This is a genomic window from Phaeospirillum tilakii (assembly GCF_042683125.1).
Lineage (GTDB): Bacteria > Pseudomonadota > Alphaproteobacteria > Rhodospirillales > Magnetospirillaceae > Phaeospirillum > Phaeospirillum tilakii.
In genome coordinates, this window is sequence record NZ_JBHUIY010000003.1 from 50,777 (window position 1) to 70,061 (window position 19,285).

Consider the following 19,285-nt stretch of genomic DNA (forward strand, 5'->3'; position numbering starts at 1 on the left):
CCGCGAATCGTCTCCCACCATCCGGAAAGAGTTCACCCCCGGGCGGCAGCCCCGATCCGGCGGCGGATCAGATATTCGATCCCGGCGGTGATCCCCAGCAGCAGATAGCTGACCAGCCCATTATAGAGCGCCCACAGCGCCGGATCGCCCACCAGCACGGTGACCGCCGACAACAGGCCGTTGACGGTCAGCACCAGTGCCCAGGCCAGCGTCACCTTGCGCAGATAGGGCCCGGCCTCGGGCGGCGGCGGCACGGCGGCCAGGGCGGCGAACCGCGCGGCGAGACAGGGCCCGCGCCACAGTGAGGCGGCGAAGGCCAGCGCCATCGCGAGGCTCATCAGCACCGGATAGGCCAAGGCGGCGCGTTCGGCCCCGGCCAGGGCCAGCAGCGCGGTGGCGAGCGCCACCAGCGCCAGCGGCGGCACCAGCGCGGCGGCGAGCGGCCCGCCCCGCGCCAGCAGCCCGAGCCGGGCGGCGACCAGAGCGAGCGCCACCAGCACCAGCGCCCCGGCCGGCACCCGGCCGAGCGCGGCATAGACCAGCAGGGGATAAAGCAGCCCGAGGGCGGCGAGAACGACCGGGGCGGCGCGGCGCCTAGGCGGGTTCGAACAGGTCATGGACGCGCTCGACCACGTCGGCGACCGTGCGCACCGTCTTGAACTGCTCGGGCGAGATCTTGCGGCCGGTCAGCTCCTGGAGGCGGACCACCAGATCGACCGCGTCGATGCTGTCGAGGTCGAGATCCTCGCCCAGCCGGGCCTCCAGGCTGATGCGGTCGGCCGGGATCTCGAACATTTCCTCGAGATAGCCCGACAAGGCGGTGAAGATTTCCTCGCGGGTCATGCCGGTTCTCCCTGCTGCGCCCGAATGAAGGAAGCCAGGGCGCGCACGCTGGCGAAATGGCCGCGCACCTCGTCCGACACCGTCTCGATGCGCAGGCCATAGGCCTTGCGCAACGCCACCCCGAGTTCGAGCGCGTCAATCGAATCGAGCCCCAGCCCGGCCGCGCCGAACAGCGGCTCGCTGGCGTCGATTTCCTCGGGGACGACGTCCTCGAGCTTCAGGGCGGTAACGATCAGGCGTTTCAGGTCGGCTTCCAGGGTATCCATGCGGACTCGGCGGCGGGAGGAGAAAGAAGGGCGGTCGAAACCACCGCGGAGAGCGATACCCCAGGATGGCGGGACTGTCGAGTCAGGCCGGCACCGTCAGGCGACACTTGTCGAATGCGCGCATCGGGCGCTGAATGGCGCCCCACGCATCGGCGGGAACGATCATGGTCGGAGAAATGACGGAGGCGCCGGTCCGTATCGCCGTCGCCGCCTGCGCCGCCGCGCCGGCCGGGCGGACGGCGCGGCGGCGCTGGCAGTCGGACGCGGCGCGACGGCTGGCGCTCGGGCTGCTGCCGCCGGGGACGTGGCAGATCGCCGCCGATCCCGACGGCCGCCCCCGGCTCGCGGACGGCGCCGGCCGGCCGGGGCCGGACCTGTCGCTCAGCCATCGCGACGGCTGGGTGGCGGCGGCGGTGGCGGCGCGGGGCCGGGTCGGGATCGACCTGGAGACCCCGCGCCCCGGCCGCGATCCCCTCGCCTTCGCCCACGCCTGGCTGTCACCGCCGGAAATCGCCCTGGTCGCCGCCGAGGGCGAACCGGCGCTGCTGGCGCTGTGGACGATGCGCGAGGCGCTGGCCAAGGCCGGCGGCGGCGGGCTGGCCGCCGCGCTGGCGGCCGACGGCGCCGCCCTGATCGCCGGCCGCGACGGGCTGTGCCGGCTGGGGCGCTGGCGGGTCGGCCACCGCGCGCTGGGCGCCGCCCATCTCGCTTTGGCCTGGGGTCCGGACTGAGCCATGGCCGGGGCCGGGTTTCTCGGCTACAACAGGCCCATGTCGCTGTTCCGCTCCGTTGCCACCGTCGGTGGCCTGACCCTGCTGTCGCGCGTCACCGGGCTGGCCCGCGAGATGATGATCGCCCATTACCTTGGCGCCGGGGCGATCGCCGACGCCTTCTTCGTCGCCTTCCGCTTTCCCAACCTGTTCCGCTCGCTGTTCGCCGAGGGCGCCTTCAACGCCGCCTTCGTCCCGCTGTTCACCGGGCGGCTGAGCGAGGAGGGGCCGGCCGCCGCCCGCGCCTTCGCCGAGCGCGCCTTCGCGGTGATGACCCTGATCCTGACCCTGTTCGTGGTGGCGATGGAGCTGGCGATGCCGTGGGCGATGCAGGGGCTGGCCCCCGGCTTCGCCGAAACGCCGGAGAAGATGGACCTCGCCGTCACCTTCTCGCGGATCTGCTTCCCCTATCTGCTGTTCATCTCGCTGGTGTCGCTCCAGGCCGGGGTGCTCAACGCCCTCGGCCGTTTCGCCGCCGCCGCCGGCACCCCGGTGCTGCTGAACCTGACCTCGATGGCCGGGCTGTGGGCGCTGGCACCCCACACCCCCACCGCCGGCCACGCCATGGCCTGGGGCACCTTCGCCGCCGGGGTAGTGCAGTTCCTCTGGCTGGTGTTCAGTCTCAAGCGGGCCGGGATGCTGCTGCGGCCGGCCCGGCCCCGCCTGACCCCCGAGGTGCGGCTGCTGTTCCGCCGCATCGTCCCCGGCGCGGTCGGGGCCGGGGTCTATCAGATCAATCTGGTGATCAACACCATGATCGCCTCGACCGTCGCCGACGGCGCGGTCAGCTATCTCAACTACGCCGACCGGGTCAACCAGCTGCCGCTCGGCGTGGTGGGGATCGCGATCGGCACCGCCCTGCTGCCGCTGCTGTCGCGCCAGTTGCGCGCGGGCGAGACCGAGGCGGCGCTCGACAGCCAGAACCGGGCGATGGAACTGGGGCTGTTCCTGACCCTGCCGGCGGCGGCGGCGCTGATGGTGATCGCCCAGCCGGTGATCCGGGTGCTGTTCGAGCGCGGCAGCTTCGGCCCGGCCGAGACCGCCGCCACCGCCGCCGCCCTGGTCGCCTTCGCCATCGGCCTGCCCGCCTATGTCCTGGTCAAGGCGCTGACCCCCGGCTTCTTCGCCCGCGAGGACACCGCGACCCCGGTGCGGATCGCCGGGATCTGCATGCTGCTCAATGTCGGGCTCAACCTCGCTCTGGTCGGGCCGCTGGCCCATGTCGGCATGGCGCTGGCCACCGCGCTGGCCGCCTGGGTCAACGTCGCCCTGCTGGCCTGGCTGCTGCACCGGCGCGGCTTCTTCCGCCTCGATGCCCGGCTGCGCCGGCGCGGCCCCCGCCTGCTCGCCGCCGCTTTGGCGATGGCGGCGGCGCTGTGGGGCCTGCGCGAGGCGCTGCTGCCCTTCGCCACCGGGCCGTGGCAGGCCGGGGGCGTGCTGGCGCTGCTGGTGCTGGGCGGCGGGCTGGCCTATGGCGGGGCGGTGCTGCTGTTCGGGGCGGCGAAACCGTCCGATATCAAGGGGATGATCCGGCGCCGGGCGCGCTGAGGCCGGCCGAGCGTCCTTGACGTCCTCCCGCGCCGGGGTATACGTGAGAATCTTGCTTCCCACCGGAGTGTCAGGGGCCATGCAGCGCATTTTTTCCGGCGTCCAGCCGACCGGAAACCTCCATCTCGGCAATTATCTCGGGGCGATCCGCAACTGGGTCCGCCTCCAGCATGATTATGAGTGCATCTTCTGTATGGTCGACATGCACGCGATCACCCTGTGGCAGGATCCCAAGGATCTGCTCCACAACACCCGCGAGGTCGCGGCCGGGATGATCGCCGCCGGGGTCGATTCCGAGAAGCACGTCCTGTTCAATCAGTCGATGGTGCCGGCGCATGCCCAGCTCGCCTGGGTGTTCAATTGCGTCGCCCGGATCGGCTGGCTCAACCGGATGACCCAGTTCAAGGACAAGGCCGGCAAGCACAAGGAAAACGCCTCGGTCGGCCTCTACGCCTATCCCAACCTGATGAGCGCCGACATCCTGGTCTACAAGGCCACCCACGTCCCGGTCGGCGAGGATCAGAAGCAGCATCTCGAACTGGCCCGCGACACCGCGCAGAAGTTCAACAGCGATTACGGCGTCGAGTTCTTCCCCCTGCCCGAGCCGATCATCCCCGGCGCGGCGCGGCGGGTGATGAGCCTGCGCGACGGCACCAAGAAGATGTCGAAGTCGGACGAGTCCGATTATTCGCGCATCAACATGACCGACGACGCCGACACCATCGCCCTCAAGATCCGCAAGGCCAAGACCGATCCCCATCCGCTGCCCGAGACCGTCGGCGCGCTGGAGGAACGGCCCGAGGCCGACAATCTGGTCGGCATCTTCGCGGCTTTGTCCGACCTCGAAAAGGCGGCGGTGCTGGAGCGTTTCGCCGGCCAGCCCTTCTCCCAGTTCAAGCAGGAGCTGACCGACCTCGCCGTCAGCGTGCTGGGGCCGATCAACGCCGAGATGAAGCGGCTGATGGCCGAGCCCGACCACATCGACGCGGTGCTGCGCCGCGGCGCCGAGCGCGCCGATGCCATCGCCGCGCCGATCCTGCGCGAGGTCTACGACATCGTCGGGTTCCTGCGTCCGTGAGCCGCGCCGCCGCCCTCGCCCAAGCCCTGTCGGTCCTCGGCCGGCTCGCCCGCGCCGGGGCGGACCGGCTGCGGCGGCTGCCGCGCCGCCGCTGGCCGCTGGCGGCGGCGGGGGCGGCCGGCCTGATCATCCTGCTGGTGTTCCCGGTGTCGATGGTGGCGATCAGCCGGATCGACGACAACCCGGACTTCGTCGCCCCCCATCCCCTGCCCGGCCGGCTGCACGCCCCGGCGGTGGTGGCGGCGCTGATCACCCGCGAGCTTGAGGTCAATCACTGGCGGGCCAACGATCCGCTGTTCCTCCCCGGCGGCTGGCTGCGCGACATGCCGGCGTTCCAGCTGGGGCTGGTCGGCGCGCTGGCCCGCTTCACCGGGGCGCTGGTGGTCGAGAACGGCGCCGGCTGGACCGCCAACGGGCCGGACGTCGCCCTCAACCACGCCGCCGGGCTGCTGAAATATCCCGGCACGGTGTGGAAGTTCGACACCCGCACCTCGTGGCTGCCGACCGCCTCGGCCGAGAAGCAGTACCGCAACGCCCAGCGCTCGATCGACGTGTTCAATCTGAACTTCGCCGAGGGCACCGTGCCGTTCGAGCGCAACGCGGCCACCCTGGTTCCGGTGGTCGAGGGGCTGATCCGCGATCTCGACGACAGCCTCGACGCGATCGACCATCACCTCGCCGAGGAACGGCCGGTGCTGCTCGATTTCGCCATCAACGGGGTGTTCTACCGCAACAAGGGCCGGCTCTACGCCGATTCGATCGTGATGCGCGAGGTCGCCACCGATTTCGAGACGGTGCTGGCCCAGCGTCATCTCGGCCCGGGCTGGACCAGGATGGTGGCGGCGCTGGCTGCGGCGGCCCGGCCCAAGCCGACCCTGCTGTGGGGGGCGCCGGCCGAATCCAGCCTGCTGCCCAACCATCTGCTGGCCCAGGGCTATTATGCCGCCCAGGCCCGCTTCCAGGCGATGGCGATCCTCGCGGCGCTGAAGGCGGCTGAATAAAAAACATAAGATAAAGACGTGGGCGCTGCCCACGCCCGCCAGGAACCTGAGGTTCCTGGACCTCCCCGGGGGGAGGCGGGATAACGGGAAGCAGGGAGAGGGCGGGTGCAGGTCTACCTTCCCATCGCCGAAATGTCGGTCGACGTCTTCGTCATCCTCGGCGTCGGCGGCGGCATCGGCTTCCTGTCCGGGTTGTTCGGCGCGGGGGGCGGCTTTCTGCTGACCCCGCTGCTGATCTTTCTCGGCGTGCCCCCGGCGGTGGCGGTCGGCACCGGCACCAACCAGATCGTCGCCTCGTCGGTGTCGGGCGCCCTGGCGCAATGGCGGCGCGGCAACGTCGATGCCCGGATGGGGCTGGTCCTGATCCTCGGCGGGCTGGTCGGCTCCGGCTTCGGCGTGCTGCTGTTCCGCTGGCTGCGCCGGCTCGGCCACATCGATCTGGTGATCTCGGCCAGCTACATCGTCCTGCTCGGCAGCGTCGGCGGGCTGATGGTGGTCGAAAGCCTGCGCGCCCTGCGCCGCGCCCGCGCCGGTGGCGGCGATGCCGCGCCGAAACGCCCCCATCCACGCGGCTGGACCGACCGGCTGCCGCTCAAGATCCGCTTCCGCCGCTCGGGGCTTTATCTCAGCGCGCTGCTGCCGGCCGGGGTCGGCGCGGCGGTCGGGCTGATCTCGGCGGTGCTGGGGGTCGGCGGCGGCTTCGTGCTGGTGCCGGCGATGATCTATCTGCTCGGCATGCCGACCGCGGTGGTGATCGGCACCTCGCTGTTCCAGATCGTGTTCGTCACCGCCAGCGCCACCTTCCTTCACGCCGCGATCAACCACACCGTCGATGTGGTGCTGGCGCTGCTGCTGCTGCTCGGCGGGGTGATCGGCGCCCAGATCGGGGTCAGGGTCGGCGCCGGGATGAAGGGCGAGCATCTGCGCGGGCTGCTCGGGCTGCTGGTGCTGGCGGTGGCGGTCAAGCTGCTGGTCGATCTGCTGCTGCCGCCGGCCGAGCCGTTCTCGCTCGGCCTCGTCACCGGAGCGGTGCCGTGAGGCGGGCCGCCCCCGCCGCGCTGGCCGCCGCCCTGATCGGCGGCGCGGCGGCCGCCAGTGCCGCCGAGCCGCCGCTGGTGATCGACCTGTCGCGCCATCTGGTCGAGATCACCACCGGTTTTTCCGGCACCGACCTGCTGCTGTTCGGCGCGGTCGAGCCGGTACGCGGCGACGCCGAGCCCGACGTGGTGGTGGTGGTGCGCGGCCCCAATCTGCGGGAAACCATCCGCCGCAAACAGCCGGTGGCGGGGTTCTGGATCACCACCGGTTCGGCCCAGGCGGTCGAGGTGCCGGGCTTCTACCGTGTCGCCGCCACCCGGCCGCTCGACCGGATCGCCCCGCCGGCGCTGCGCGACCGGCTCGGCCTCGGGGTCGAACGGCTGCCGCTGCCGGTCACCCCGGCCGACCCCGAGGCCGACCCCGCCCCCTACCGCGCCGCGCTGCTGCGGCTGATGGCGGCGCGCGGGCTGATCGACGACCGGCTCGGAACCGTGGCCCTGCCGGGCCAGCGGCTGTTCCGCGCCGACGTCCATTTTCCCGCCACCGTGCCGGTCGGGCTGTACAAGGTCGAGGTCCACCTGATCAGCCACGGCCGCCTGATCGCCAGCCGCGAGACCCCGCTGGCGGTCGATCGGGTCGGGCTGGGCGCCGAGATCCACCGCTTCGCCCACCAGCAGGCCGGCCTCTATGGCCTGGGCGCGGTGCTGCTGGCCGCCTTCGCCGGCTGGCTGGCCGCCTGGGTGTTCCGCAAGGGGTGATGGGGTCCAGCGGCCGGGCGGCGCCCGGCAAACGCAGAGGGGGGAGAGAGCGAGATGTCGGGACGTCGAGTCTTCCTGGTGGTGGTGGACGACACGCCGGAAATGGCGGTGGCGCTGCGCTATGCCAGCCGCCGCGCCGCCGCCACCGGCGGGGGGGTGGCGCTGCTGCGGGTGATCGAGCCGGCCGAGTTCCAGCAATTCGCCGCGATCGGGGCGCTGATGCGCGACGAGGCCCGGGCCGAGGCCGAGATGCTGCTGACCCGCTTCGCCGCCGAGGTCGAGGCGGTGGCCGGCGCCGTCCCCACCCTTTACGTGCGCGAAGGCCAGCCGCGCGAGGAATTGCTGCGTCTGATCGCCGACGAACCGTCGATCTCGCAATTGGTGCTGGCGGCCGATCCCGGCCCGAACGGCCCGGGGCCGCTGGTCACCGCCCTGACCGGCCGCGCCGTCGCCCGGCTGCGGGTGCCGGTGACGATCGTGCCGGGCAGTCTCAGCGACCGCCAGATCGACCTGATTTCCTGATCGGGCCGCCCCGGCGGCCCATGCTATACAGGCGCCGCGCCGCTTCCGGCGCCATCCAACCCGAGGAACCGACGTGATCCGAGACGCCATCGCCTTCCTGCTGACCAACGGGCCGGCCCTGGTGCCGACCCCGGCCGACCTGACCGGCCTTGCCGCGCTGCTGGCGGTGGCGGCGGCGCTGGCGGTTCTGGGCGGCGGGCTGCGGGTCGCCGCCGGTGGCGACGATGCCCTCGCCAGCGCCGATCTGGTGGTCGGCTGGGCCGCTGCGGTGGCGGTGCTGGTGGTCGGCGGCACCCTGTTCGGGCTGGCGCTGACCCCGCTGGCGCTGGCGCTCGCCCTCGCCGTCCTGGCCGGCGCGGTGCTGCTGGTCCGCCGCCGGGTGATGCCGCTGGGCGGCGGGCTGGGCTGGCTGCTGCTGGCATTGCTGCCGGCGCTGGCGCTGACCGCCTCGATGCGGCCGTCGGAAGGCGACGATTTCGGCACCTGGCTGCCCAACCTGCGCTACCTTGCCTTGTTCGACCATTTCCCCGGCGCCGGCCTGCCGCTGTCGGACAGCCAGTTCCCCGCCTATCCCCCCGCCGGCACCCTGGTCGGCACGCTGACCGGACGGCTGACCGGAACCCTGGCCGAAACCGCCGCCAATCATTTCAACCTCGTCTTGCTGGCCGGGCTGGCCCTGCTGATGATCGACACCTGCCGCGCCGCCGCCGGAGCCGCCATCCGCGCCCCCGGCGCCCGCGCGGTGGTGATCGCCCTGGCGGCGGCGACGCTGGCCTCGCCGACCTTCGTCCCCCGGCTGGTGCTGGCCAATTACGCCGAAACCGCCACCGCGGTAACCCTGGCCTTCGCCGCCGCGCTGGGCTTGCGGCTGGTGCTGGCCGAGGACCGGCCCGGGCGCGGCCTCACCCTCCAGACCGCGCTGGCGTTCGCGCTGCTGGTGCTGACCAAGCAATCGACCCTGGCCCTGTTCGGCCTGCTGGCGCTCGGCCTCGGCCTGCTGGCCCTGCGCGCGGGCGGGGCGGGCCGGCTGGTGCGCCTGCTGCCGCCGCTGCTGGCCGCCGCCGCCGCGCTGCTGCTGTGGAAGCATCAGGTGGCGATGCTGGGCGGCGGCGAGATGCGGGTCGGCGCCTTCGCCCAGTGGCAATGGAACGCCCTGCCCGAGACGCTGGGCTCGATGCTGACCGTCGCCGCCAACAAGGCCGGCTATTTCGGGCTGGCGGTGGCGCTGGTGGCGGCCGGGCTGGTCCTGCTGCGCCGCCGCCTCGACCCGGCGCTGGCGGCGGTGCCGCTGTTCGGGATGGTGTTCCTCGGCTTCACCCTGTTCCTGACCTGGACCTACCTCGCGGTGTTCTTCGGCTATGAGGGGCGCTCGGCGGCATCGTTCTGGCGCTACAACACCCAGCTCGGCGCGCTGCAATTGCTGGCGGTGGCGGCGCTGGCCGGGGCGGCATGGCGACGCTGGGGACAAAGCCCGGCCGCGTCCCGGCTGCGCACAGGCGCCGCCGCGCTGGCGGTGGCTGCCCTGGTGATCGGACCGGTGGCGGCGATCCCGGTGCTGCGCTTCGACGTCAACCCGGTCAAGGCCCACATCGCCGCCACCGCCACCGAGGCGCGCGCCCTGCTGCCGGAGGGGGCCAAGGTCTGGTACGTCGATCCGCCCCGGGTCGGCCTCGCCAACCAGATCGACTATTACCTCGGCTTCGGCGTCCAGATCGCCGGGATGATCACCTATTTCGAGGCCGAATCGCTCTACCGCCCGCTGCTCGACGGCGACCGCGCCGCCTTCGCCTATGTCCTCAACGCCACCCCGGCGCTGGAGGCGGCGGTCGGGCTGGCCCTGCCCGACGGCGCCAGCTATCTGATCGCCCGCGACGCGCCCGGCCAGTGGCACGTGGTCCGGGCCTGGCCCTATCGCGGCTTCGCCTCCGCCCGCGCCTTCAAGTACTGACCGCAACCGCCGGCGGGCTCCCTCTGCCGGCGGTTGTGCCCGACCTATTACTTCGGATATAGTCATCTCCCGGGCAGGTTCGGCGCGGCCGCGCTGGATTCCGCCCGCGCCCCGGCGGCAACCGGCGGCGCGGAACCAGGTCGGGGAGGGCGCCGATGATCCCGTTGCGTATCGCGACCAAGATTCACCTCGCCATGGGGGCACTGGCGCTGGCGGCGCTGGTGGTCGGCCTCAGCGGCCTCGCCTCGCTGCGGTCCTACCGTCAGGTCAGCGACGAGATGGCCCGCGCCGCCCGCAGCGCGGTGCTGGGGGAACGGACCAACGCCCTGATCCTGGCGGTGGTGATGGATTCGCGCGGGATCTACATGTCGCGCGACGCCGCCGCGGCGGAAAAATTCGCGCAGCCGCTGCTGCAGAACCTCGACCGCCTGCGCGACACCCTGACGGAATGGCGCAAGGTTCACACCGGCAGCCAGGAAAATTTCGCGGCGGCGCAGCAGGCGGCCGACGAGTTCATCCGCTTCCGCGCCGAGCTGGTCCGGCTCGGCCGCGAGGTCTCCACCGCCGAGGCCCGCGTCTTCGGCGACAACGACGCCAACCGCAAGGTGCGCACCGCCCTCAACGATCGGATCAAGGCGCTGGCGGCGGCCGACGCGGTCGAGGTCAACCGGCTGGAACAGCGGGTCGATGGCGAATATGACCGCGACCTGCGCTGGCTGCTGACGGTGCTGGCGCTGGGGCTCGCGATCGGCATCGGCGCCGCCGGGCTGGTGGTGTCGCGCCAGATCGTCCGCCCGCTGCGGGCGCTGACCGACGCCACCCGGGGGGTGGTCGAGGGCCGGAGCGACGCCACGGTGCCCGGCACCGGGCGCGGCGACGAGATCGGGGTGCTGGCGCGCGGTCTCGACGCGGTGCGGCAATCGGTCGGCGAGGCCTTTCGCCTCAACCGGCTGGTCGAGGAGCAGCCGGCGGCGGTGATGCTGTGCCGGCCCGACCTGACCATTTCCTACCTCAATCGCGCGGCCCGCGACATCCTCGCCCGGATGCAGCGCGGCGGCGGAACCGACCTCGGCGAGGTGGTCGGGCGCAGCGTGCTCGATTTCCACCGCGATCCCGCCCGGGTGCGGGCGATTCTGACCGACCCCGCCCACCTGCCCTTCAGCGGCAAGTTCACCATGGGCGGTGTCACCATCGAGAACCATGTCGCCCTGCTGCGCGACCAGGACGGCGCCGTCACCGGCACCGCCCTGACCTGGAAGGACGTCACCGGCTATGTCAGCCTCGCCGAGGCGTTCGAGACCGAGGTGCGCGCCCTGGCCCAGAGCGTCAACGCCGCCTGCGAACGCCTGCGCGCCGCCGCCGAGGCGATGAACGGCAATGCCGACCAGACCCGCGCCGCAATCGGCACGGTGGCGCACGCCTCGGAACAGGCCACCACCAGCGTCGAGAGCGTCGCCGCCGCCGCCGAGCAATTGTCGGCCTCGATCGGCGAAATCAGCCGGCAGGTGTCGGGCTCGGCCGCGCTGGCGCGCGACACCGCCGAGCGGGCGCGCAAGGCCAGCGACACCCTGACCGCGCTGGTCGAATCCGCCAGCCGGATCGGCGCGGTGGTCACCCTGATCAGCGACATCGCGGCGCAGACCAACCTGCTGGCGCTGAACGCCACCATCGAGGCGGCGCGGGCCGGCGAGGCGGGCAAGGGCTTCGCCGTGGTCGCCAACGAGGTCAAGGGGCTGGCCAACCAGACCGGCCGCGCCACCGAGGAGATCGGCGGACAGGTCACCCAGATGCAGGCGATCACCGAGGAGACGGCGCGGACGATCGAGGACATCATCGCCCAGATCGGCGCGATCGACACCACCTCGGCCGGCATCGCCGCCGCGGTCGAGCAGCAGGGCGCCGCCACCGCCGACATCAGCCGCAACATCCAGGTCGCCGCCAGCGGCACCGGTCAGGTCGGCGGCGGCATCGCCTCGGTGATCCAGGCGGCCGAACGCACCGGCCTCGCCGCCGGGGCGATCCTGGGCGAGATCCGCGACCTCGCCCGCCAGACCGGCGAACTCGACCAGCGCCTCGCCGCCTTCCTCGCCCAGATGCGGCAGTAACGGGATCCCGGCATCACTTTTGAACCATTACAAAAATATCACCCGCCCGCCACCCTGCGGTAAGGCGGGCGGTGGCAGTCTCTCCTCATAAGCTTTTGAGCCTCAGCCACTCAGAAAGTCTCCCTCCAGCGACCCGCCCCCGCACCTCCCCCCCTTGGTGCGGGGGTTTCGCGTCTGAGGCAATGGATTCCCGGGCTCCGCCCGGACCCGCCAAGGGCCGCAAGGCCCTTGGATCCCTTTCCCGGTCGTCGGTGTCGGGCGGCAGCCCCGCTGCGGGACGCCGGGCCACGGCATCCTCTCTGGAAGATTACGCCCCTTCCTCAGCCGACGATGGTTGCCAGCACGGACGACTGGGTTGCCGCGTCGATGCCGCGCGCTGCCAGGGCGTTCCTCAGAAGCGACGTGTTGCAGCCATGATCGCGCATCCAGTGGGCGATGAGTTCGGCCCGGTCCCTGCGGTCGCGGTAGAGTTCGGTTGCCAGCCGCAGTTCGGGCGCCACCACCGCGACGCGATCATCACCAACGGCGATCTCGGAAAAATGCGTCCAGGGACCGCTGCCGAAGGCCTCGATCCAGGGGGACTGCGACGGAGACTCGACGGTGCTGGCATCGACCTGGACGCCGTCCACCTCGAACGCCGCGTAATATTGCCCGCAACAAGGCATCCAGCTCGGCGGGGTCAGGCATCGATGGGCGGCCAGCGCCCGCGCGAAGACATCGACATCGGCACGCGCGCGCGCCAGAAGATCGACGTCGCCGGGCTCGATCGGGACCCCGCGCAGCAGGTCTGCCGCCGTGCCGATCAGGCGGTAGCTGAGGGTGCCCTCCCGTGCCGCCAAGCCAAGCACGGTGGTGAGCGTGTGGCGCAACTGCTCCGTTGTCAGCGTCATGAGACCAAGTCCTTCCTGCGGCAGCCCGGCAAGGGTGGGGCGCGTCCATGCCTTCGCGCGAGGCGGGGGGATCGATATCGGCCGGGCATTTTATCCCGAAAACGGCGGCAGGATCCCCCTCCCGGGAAAGCACCGTCTGAATTTACGGTCATTCCGCCTGGTGACGCTGATCCGGGCCGAGGCGCGTTATCTTTGAACCATTACAAAAAGATCACCCGCCCGCCACCCTGCGGTAAGCCAGGCGGTGGCATCCTCTCCCCATAAGCTTTTGAGCCTCAGCCACTCAGAAAGTCTCCCTCCAGAGCCCCCCGCACCTCCCCCCTGGTGCGGGGGGTTCGCGTCTGGGGGCAGGCGGGCGGCGTTAGGCGGCCATAAGCGCCGCTTGATCGCGATCCCTCTCGAACCTTGACGGCCGGAGGCGGGACAATGCCCGCCAGCGTCGAACAACGGGTCGATCCCCGGAAGCGGGAGGGCGTCATGTCGGTTCAGGATCTGTTGGGCCTGATGATCGGCCTGTTGGTGCTGGGAGCCACCACCGTCTATCTGATCGTCGTCTACCGTCACCCCGAGTCCTTCCGCTGGCTCGAACTGCCGGGACAGAGCGTCTCCCCCCTGCCCGCGCCGGGCCTGAACGCGGCCGGCCCCGCCCGAGCGTCGCTGGAGCCCGGGGGCCTTGCGGCCCTTGGCGGGTGGGGGCGGCGCCCGCGTCGGGGCTATTCCAGCCGGCGGCGGAACAGCCACGCGGCGGCGGCGAGCGTGACCAGCGCGATCAGCCCGAGCGGCAGGGTCTGGGCCAGCACCTCGGCCGCCGGCAGGTCCTTGAGGAAGATCCCCTTCACCACCACCAGGAAATAGCGCATCGGGTCGAGCAGGGTCAGCGGCTGCAACCAGTCCGGCATGTTCTCGATCGGGGTGGCGAAACCCGACAGCAGCATCGCCGGCACCATGAACAGGAAGGCGCCGAGAATCGCCTGCTGCTGGGTCGCCGACAGCGCCGAGATGAACAGCCCGACCCCGATCACCGCGGCGAGGAACACCAGACCGCTGGCATAGAGCAGCGGCAAGGAGCCGCGCAGCGGCACCCCGAACACCAGCACCGCGGCGAGGATGAACAGGGTCATGTGGACCAGCCCGATCAGCAGCGGCGGGATCACCTTGCCCAGCAGGATCTCGTGGGTGCGCAGCGGCGACACCAGCAATTGGTCGAAGGTACCGAGTTCGCGCTCGCGCGCCACCGACAGGGCGGTGACCGTCAGCCCCATCAGCATCGCGATCACCCCGACCAGACTGGGGACCATGAACCAGGGATAGATCAGGTTGGGGTTGAACCAGGTCCGCGTCTCCGCCCCCACCGTCAGCGGCGCCGCCCGCCGCCCGGCCGGGCTTTCGGCGGCCAGCTCGCGCACGATCTGCTCGACATAGCCGGCGACGATCTGGCTGGCATTGGAGCGGCGCCCGTCGAGGATGATCTGGAGGTCGGCCGGCCGGCCGGCCTCGAGATCGCGCGAGAAGGTCGGGCCGATCTCGACCGCCGCCAGCACCCATTGGCGATCGATTGCCGCGCGCAGCTCGGCCGGATCGTGCAGCGGGTGCAGGCCGCGCACCGCCGGGGCGGCGGCGAGGCGCTGGGTCAGTTCCGCCCCCCACCGCCCGCCGTCGCGGTTGAGCAGGCCGAGATCGACGTTGGTGACCTCGAGGGTGGCGGCGAGCGAGAACACCACCAGCTGCACCAAGGGCGGCACGATCAGGATCATCCGCCCGCGCGGGTCGCGCAGCACCGCCAGCAATTCCTTGATCACCAGGGCGCGGATCCGGCTCCACATCGTCAGTCGATCCTTTTGCGGGTGCGGCGCAGGGCGATGGCGAAGAACACCGTGCCGATCAGCAGCATCATCCCCATCGCCGGCAGGAACATCGGCCAGAGGTCGCCGGTCAGGAACACCGTCTGCAACGACGGGATCAGGTAGCGCGCCGGCACGATCGCGGTGAACCACTGGATCGGTTGCGGCATCGAGCCGATCTCGTAGAGAAAGCCCGACAGCAGGAAGGCGGGCAGGAAGCCGCTGATCAGGGCAAGCTGGGAGGCGAGGAACTGGTTGCGGGTCACCGCCGAGATCAGCAGCCCCTGCCCCAAGGCCGGCATCAGGAAGCAGGCCGACAGGGCGTAGAGCGCGCCGAGCGAGCCCCGGAACGGCACCGCGAACACCGTCAGCGCCAGCACCAGACAGATCGTCATCGCCCCCAGCCCAAGCAGGAAATAGGGCAGCAGCTTGCCGATCAGCAATTCGGCGGTGGAGAGCGGCGTCGCCATCATCGCCTCCATCGTGCCGCGTTCCCATTCCCGCGCGATCACCAGCGAGGTCAGCAGGGTGCCGACCAGGGTCATCACGATCGCGATCGCCCCCGGCACCAGGAAATTGCGGCTTTGCAGTTCGGGATTGAACCAGAAATGGGGATGAAGGCTGATCGCCGCCCCGCCGCCGCGCTCGGCCGCCTGCCGCGCCGCCCAGGTGGCCAGGGTGGCCTGGACGTAATTGCGGACGAAATTGGCGGTGTTGGGATCGACCCCGTCGGCGATCACCTGGACCTTCGGCGCCCGCCCGGCGGCGAGGTCGGCCGGCAGCAAGGCCGGGATCACCACCAGCCCGCGCAGCCGGCCCAGCACGAGGTCCTGTTCCAGCTCGCGGCGGTCGCGCCCCTCGCGCACCGCGAAATAGCGCGAGGCGTGGAAGCTGGCGGCAAGGTCGCGCGCCAGCGGGGTGGGATATTCCACCACCAGCCCGAGCCGGGTGCGGCTGGCGTCGAGCGAGATGGCGAAGCCGGTCAGCAGCAGCAGCACCACCGGCAGGATGAAGGCGATCAGGATGCTGCTGGGGTCGCGCAGCACCTGCCGGCTTTCCTTGACGATCAGGGCGGCGAGCCGGCGCAGCCGGGCGGCGGCGGGGCTCATGACGCCGTCTCCACCGCTGGGGCCTCGCCGGCGCGGATCAGGGCGATGAAGGCCTCCTCCATCGTCGGCAGCGCCGCCCCGGCCGGCACCGCGCGGGCCTTCAGCGTGTCGGGCGGCCCCAGCGCCAGCACCCGGCCGCGATCGATCAGGGCGATGCGGTCGCAATATTCCGCCTCGTCCATGAAATGGGTGGTGACCAGCACGGTGACCCCGGTCTCGACCAGGGCGTTGATGTGGGTCCAGAATTCGCGCCGGGTGATCGGATCGACCCCCGAGGTCGGCTCGTCGAGGAACAGGGCCGCCGGCTCGTGCATCACCGCGCAGGCCAGGGCGAGGCGCTGCTTGAGCCCGAGCGGCAGATCCCTGGCCGACTGGCGGCGATGGGCGCCGAGGTCGAAGATCTCGGTCATCAGGGCGATCCGCTCGCGCCGCCGCTCCCGGCCCAGCCCGTAGACCCCGGCGAAGAAATCGAGATTCTGGCCGACGCTGAGATCGCCGTAGAGCGAGAATTTCTGGGCCATGTAGCCGAGATGGCGCCGCGCCTCGGCCCGCTCGCGCCGCAGGTCGCGCCCGGCCACCCGCCCCTCGCCCGCGCTCGGGCGCAGCAGGCCGCACAGCATGCGGAAGGTGGTCGATTTGCCGGCGCCGTTGGGACCGAGCAGGCCGAAGATCTCGCCACGCGGGATGGCGAAGCTGATGTCGCGGGCGGCGGTGAAGTCGCCGAAACATTTGGTCAGGCCGCAGGCCTCGATCACCGGCCGGTCGGCGCCGCCGCCGGCCGGCGGCGACGGCGGCCGGGCCGAATCGACCAAGGCGGAGCGGCCGCCGGGGCCGCCGCCGAGCAGATCGACATAGGCGTCCTCGAAGCGGGGTGGCGTCGGCTCCAGCCGGCCGCCGGCCAGGGTGGCGGCGGCGGGGGCGGCCCCGGCGGCGGTGACCAGCCGGATCGCCTCGCCCTGGATCACCCCGTCGATCACCGCCGGATCGTCGAGCGCCTCGGCCAGCACCCGCCGCCGCCGCCCGGCGCTGCCGACCAGCCGCGCCACCCGGCCGGCGACCCGGCCGGTCAGGTCGCCCGGCGGCCCGGCATGCAGCAGCCGGCCGCGATCGAGCAGCAGCACCGAGCGGCAGGCCTCGGCCTCGTCGAGATAGGCGGTGGACCACACCACCCCGATCCCCTCGGCGACGAGATGCTCGACCATCGCCCACAGGTCGCGGCGCGAGATCGGATCGACCCCGACCCCGGGCTCGTCGAGCAGCAGCAGGCGCGGCGTCTTCAGCAGGGCACAGGCGAGACCGAGCTTCTGCTTCATCCCGCCCGACAGGCGCCCGGCGAGCCGGCCGGTGAAGCGGGCGAGGTCGGTGAAGCCGAGCAGGCGGTCGAAGGTGGCGGTGCGCTCGGCCGGATCGAGCCCGCGCAACTCGGCATAGAGGCGCAGGTTCTCGGCGACGGTCAGATCCTCGTAGAGGCCGAAACGCTGCGGCATGTAGCCGATCTCGGCCTGGATCCGCCCCGCGTCGCGCCCGCTGTCCCAGCCCAGCACGCTGATGCTGCCGGCATCGGGCCGCATCAGCCCGGTCATCAGCCGGATCAGGGTGGTCTTGCCGGCGCCGTCGGGACCGACCAGCCCGGTGATCTCGCCGCCGCGCAGGGAGGCGCTGATCCCGGCGAGCGCGGGCGGCCCGTCGCGGCCGAACCGTTTGACCACCCCGTCGAGGCGGACCGCCACCGCCGGAGCGGACGGGGCCGGCTCAGCGGCCGGCGGCGCCATCGCCCGCCTCCACCGCCGGCGGGGGAACATGGACCGTCACCGGCATCCCCTGGCGCAGGCCGGGATCGGGCTGGTCGATCACCACCCGCAGCCGGTAGACCAGATCGGTGCGCAGATCGGGGGTTTCGACCGATTTGGGGGTGAATTCGGCCACCGGCGAGATGAAGCCGACCGTGCCGGGGCGCGGCCGCGCCGGCTCGCCGTCGGTGGTGACGGTGACGGCCATCCCGGGATGGATCCGGCCAAGCGCGGCTTCGGCGACATAGGCGCGCACCCACACCGGCCGTTCGAGCGACAGGGTCAGCACCGGATCGCTGGGCGAGACGATCGCCCCCGGCTCGCGCAGGCGCGACAGCACCACCCCGGCGGCGGGGGCGCGCAGGTCGGCATCGGCGAGATCGGTGCGGGCGGCGGCCAGCTCGGCCTGGGCGGCGGCGGCGGCGGCGCGGCCGGCGGCGATCTCCTCGGCGCGGGTGCCCTGTTCGAGCAGGCGGAGGTTTTCGCGCGCCGAGGCGGCGCGGGCGGCGGCCATGCCGCGATTGGCCTCGGCCTGATCGAGCGCGGCCTGGGCGATGGTGCCGCTGTGGCGCAGGGCGCGGGCGCGCTCCAGCGCCAGCTCGGCGTTGCGCAGGTCGGCCAGCCGCTCGGCATGGGCGGCGCGGCCGGCGGCGATCTCGGCCGGGCGCGGGCCGGCCACCAGCCGGGTCAGGCTGGCCTCGGCCTCGGCGGCGCGGGCGAGCGCGGCGGCGACCCGGTCGCGCAGCGGCTGGGGATCGAGCCGGGCCAGCGGCTGGTCCGGCGCCACCCGGTCGCCTTCATCGACCAGCAGCGCGGCGATGCGGCCGCCGACCCGAAAGCCGAGCTGGGCCTGACGGATATCGACATTGCCGTAGAGGGTCAGTTCGGCCGGGGCGGGGGAACGCCCGGCCAGCCGGGCCGGCAGATCGGCCCGCCAGCCGGCGAAAGCCAGTCCGCCCGCCAGCAGCAGGACGGCGAGGGAACGGACAACCAGCGCCCGACGGATCATCGCGTCGCCTCCCCTGCCGCCGGCAGCCCGGCCACCAGCTCTTCGACCAGCCGGCGGATCAGCGCGATCTGCTCCGGCCCCATCGTCTCCCAGCCCATCCCGCGCAGCACCGCGCCATGGGCGGTGCGGAACATCAGCACCCCGCCGATCAGGCCGAAGGTGCGCACCCCGACCCATTCGTTGGCCGGATCGAGCCCGGCCACCCGGCCGACCAGCAGGCGGGCGGCGGCGAATTGCGGCTCCATCCCGACCCGGAACAGATAGTCGAACGCCGGGCTCGGCTCCATCTGCTCGCGGATCACCACCCGGGCCCAGCTTTCCATCTCGGGCCGGATCAGGAATTCGGCCAGGGTCCGCAGCAGATCGACCAGCAGCACCCGCGCCTCGTCGGCGATGATCGGCTGGCCGTGCGCCTCGGCGGCGAAGCGGGCGGCGAGACGCAGCCGCAGCGGCCCCATCCGCGCGGCGATGTGGTCGGCGATATGGGCCACCACCGCCTGATACAGCCCCTCCTTGCCACCGAAATGATAGGGAATGGCCTGGAGATTGACCCCGGCCGCCACCGCCAGCGCCCGGGTGGTGGCGCCGTCATAGCCGAGCCGGCCGAACACTTCGATCGCCGCCAGCAACAGCTTGTGGCGGGTGGTGTCGCCGCGCTCGGCGGCAGGGGAACTGGTTTGAGTCCGTTTCATCCCTTCAAATTAATCCATTCGAATGAATTAGGCAAGTGAGACGCGGGCTCTGCCCGCACCCGCCAAGGGCCGAGGGC

Annotated in this window: 18 protein-coding genes; 9 read left to right on the forward strand and 9 right to left on the reverse strand. The window is 71.9% G+C overall.

Annotated features, from left to right (window positions below; genetic code table 11):
- Positions 1–32: 32 nt before the first annotated feature.
- The 3 genes from ACFSNB_RS02280 to ACFSNB_RS02290 are packed head-to-tail and all read right to left on the reverse strand — an operon-like array spanning position 33 to position 1,109.
- Positions 33–617, reverse strand: coding sequence for a COG4648 family protein (locus tag ACFSNB_RS02280; protein WP_377314107.1), 585 nt, complete (start codon positions 615–617; stop codon positions 33–35).
- Positions 595–843: an acyl carrier protein gene (locus ACFSNB_RS02285; protein ID WP_377314109.1), complete on the reverse strand. Its 249-nt coding sequence runs from the start codon at positions 841–843 to the stop codon at positions 595–597. The genes ACFSNB_RS02280 and ACFSNB_RS02285 overlap by 23 nt, the downstream gene beginning before the upstream one ends.
- Complete coding sequence (locus ACFSNB_RS02290; protein WP_377314111.1) at positions 840–1,109, reverse strand: phosphopantetheine-binding protein; 270 nt, start codon at positions 1,107–1,109, stop codon at positions 840–842. Before ACFSNB_RS02290 ends, ACFSNB_RS02285 begins: the two co-directional genes overlap by 4 nt.
- Before the next feature lie 164 nt (positions 1,110–1,273).
- Between ACFSNB_RS02290 and ACFSNB_RS02295 the strand changes: the two genes are divergently transcribed.
- The 9 genes from ACFSNB_RS02295 (at position 1,274) to ACFSNB_RS02335 (ending at position 11,877) form a co-directional block, all read left to right on the forward strand.
- On the forward strand, positions 1,274–1,840 hold the full coding sequence (locus tag ACFSNB_RS02295; RefSeq protein ID WP_377314113.1) for a 4'-phosphopantetheinyl transferase family protein: 567 nt from the start codon (positions 1,274–1,276) through the stop codon (positions 1,838–1,840).
- 39 nt (positions 1,841–1,879) lie between these two features.
- Positions 1,880–3,427 (forward strand): murein biosynthesis integral membrane protein MurJ, encoded by a 1,548-nt coding sequence (gene murJ / locus ACFSNB_RS02300; protein ID WP_377314371.1) that lies wholly within the window; start codon positions 1,880–1,882, stop codon positions 3,425–3,427.
- A 79-nt stretch (positions 3,428–3,506) separates the two neighbouring features.
- Entirely contained in the window at positions 3,507–4,505 is a 999-nt protein-coding gene (trpS, locus tag ACFSNB_RS02305; protein WP_377314115.1) for a tryptophan--tRNA ligase, read from the forward strand.
- The gene (locus ACFSNB_RS02310) at positions 4,502–5,506 is read left to right on the forward strand and encodes a DUF2333 domain-containing protein (protein ID WP_377314117.1); all 1,005 of its coding nucleotides are present in this window, start codon (positions 4,502–4,504) and stop codon (positions 5,504–5,506) included. The genes trpS and ACFSNB_RS02310 overlap by 4 nt, the downstream gene beginning before the upstream one ends.
- Before the next feature lie 105 nt (positions 5,507–5,611).
- On the forward strand, positions 5,612–6,544 hold the full coding sequence (locus ACFSNB_RS02315; RefSeq protein WP_377314119.1) for a sulfite exporter TauE/SafE family protein: 933 nt from the start codon (positions 5,612–5,614) through the stop codon (positions 6,542–6,544).
- A complete protein-coding gene (locus ACFSNB_RS02320) occupies positions 6,541–7,302 on the forward strand; it encodes a TIGR02186 family protein (RefSeq protein WP_377314121.1) in 762 nt (253 codons plus the stop codon). Before ACFSNB_RS02315 ends, ACFSNB_RS02320 begins: the two co-directional genes overlap by 4 nt.
- A 54-nt stretch (positions 7,303–7,356) precedes the next feature.
- Positions 7,357–7,824: a universal stress protein gene (locus ACFSNB_RS02325; protein ID WP_377314122.1), complete on the forward strand. Its 468-nt coding sequence runs from the start codon at positions 7,357–7,359 to the stop codon at positions 7,822–7,824.
- A gap of 73 nt (positions 7,825–7,897) precedes the next feature.
- On the forward strand, positions 7,898–9,772 hold the full coding sequence (locus ACFSNB_RS02330) for a hypothetical protein (RefSeq protein WP_377314124.1): 1,875 nt from the start codon (positions 7,898–7,900) through the stop codon (positions 9,770–9,772).
- A 155-nt stretch (positions 9,773–9,927) separates the two neighbouring features.
- Positions 9,928–11,877, forward strand: coding sequence for a methyl-accepting chemotaxis protein (locus ACFSNB_RS02335; protein WP_377314126.1), 1,950 nt, complete (start codon positions 9,928–9,930; stop codon positions 11,875–11,877).
- Positions 11,878–12,197: 320 nt separating this feature from the next.
- Here the strand turns inward: ACFSNB_RS02335 and ACFSNB_RS02340 are convergent, their stop codons facing one another.
- From ACFSNB_RS02340 to ACFSNB_RS02365, 6 genes are all read right to left on the reverse strand, one after another.
- Positions 12,198–12,767, reverse strand: coding sequence for a hypothetical protein (locus ACFSNB_RS02340; protein ID WP_377314128.1), 570 nt, complete (start codon positions 12,765–12,767; stop codon positions 12,198–12,200).
- Positions 12,768–13,480: 713 nt separating this feature from the next.
- Positions 13,481–14,590: an ABC transporter permease gene (locus ACFSNB_RS02345; protein ID WP_377314130.1), complete on the reverse strand. Its 1,110-nt coding sequence runs from the start codon at positions 14,588–14,590 to the stop codon at positions 13,481–13,483.
- Positions 14,591–14,592: 2 nt separating this feature from the next.
- A complete protein-coding gene (locus tag ACFSNB_RS02350; protein ID WP_377314132.1) occupies positions 14,593–15,717 on the reverse strand; it encodes an ABC transporter permease in 1,125 nt (374 codons plus the stop codon).
- Positions 15,714–17,489, reverse strand: a complete 1,776-nt coding sequence (locus ACFSNB_RS02355) for an ATP-binding cassette domain-containing protein (protein ID WP_377314134.1) — start codon at positions 17,487–17,489, stop codon at positions 15,714–15,716. Before ACFSNB_RS02355 ends, ACFSNB_RS02350 begins: the two co-directional genes overlap by 4 nt.
- On the reverse strand, positions 17,470–18,516 hold the full coding sequence (gene hlyD, locus ACFSNB_RS02360) for a secretion protein HlyD (RefSeq protein WP_377314136.1): 1,047 nt from the start codon (positions 18,514–18,516) through the stop codon (positions 17,470–17,472). Before hlyD ends, ACFSNB_RS02355 begins: the two co-directional genes overlap by 20 nt.
- Positions 18,513–19,208: a CerR family C-terminal domain-containing protein gene (locus ACFSNB_RS02365; protein ID WP_377314138.1), complete on the reverse strand. Its 696-nt coding sequence runs from the start codon at positions 19,206–19,208 to the stop codon at positions 18,513–18,515. Before ACFSNB_RS02365 ends, hlyD begins: the two co-directional genes overlap by 4 nt.
- Positions 19,209–19,285 lie beyond the last annotated feature (77 nt).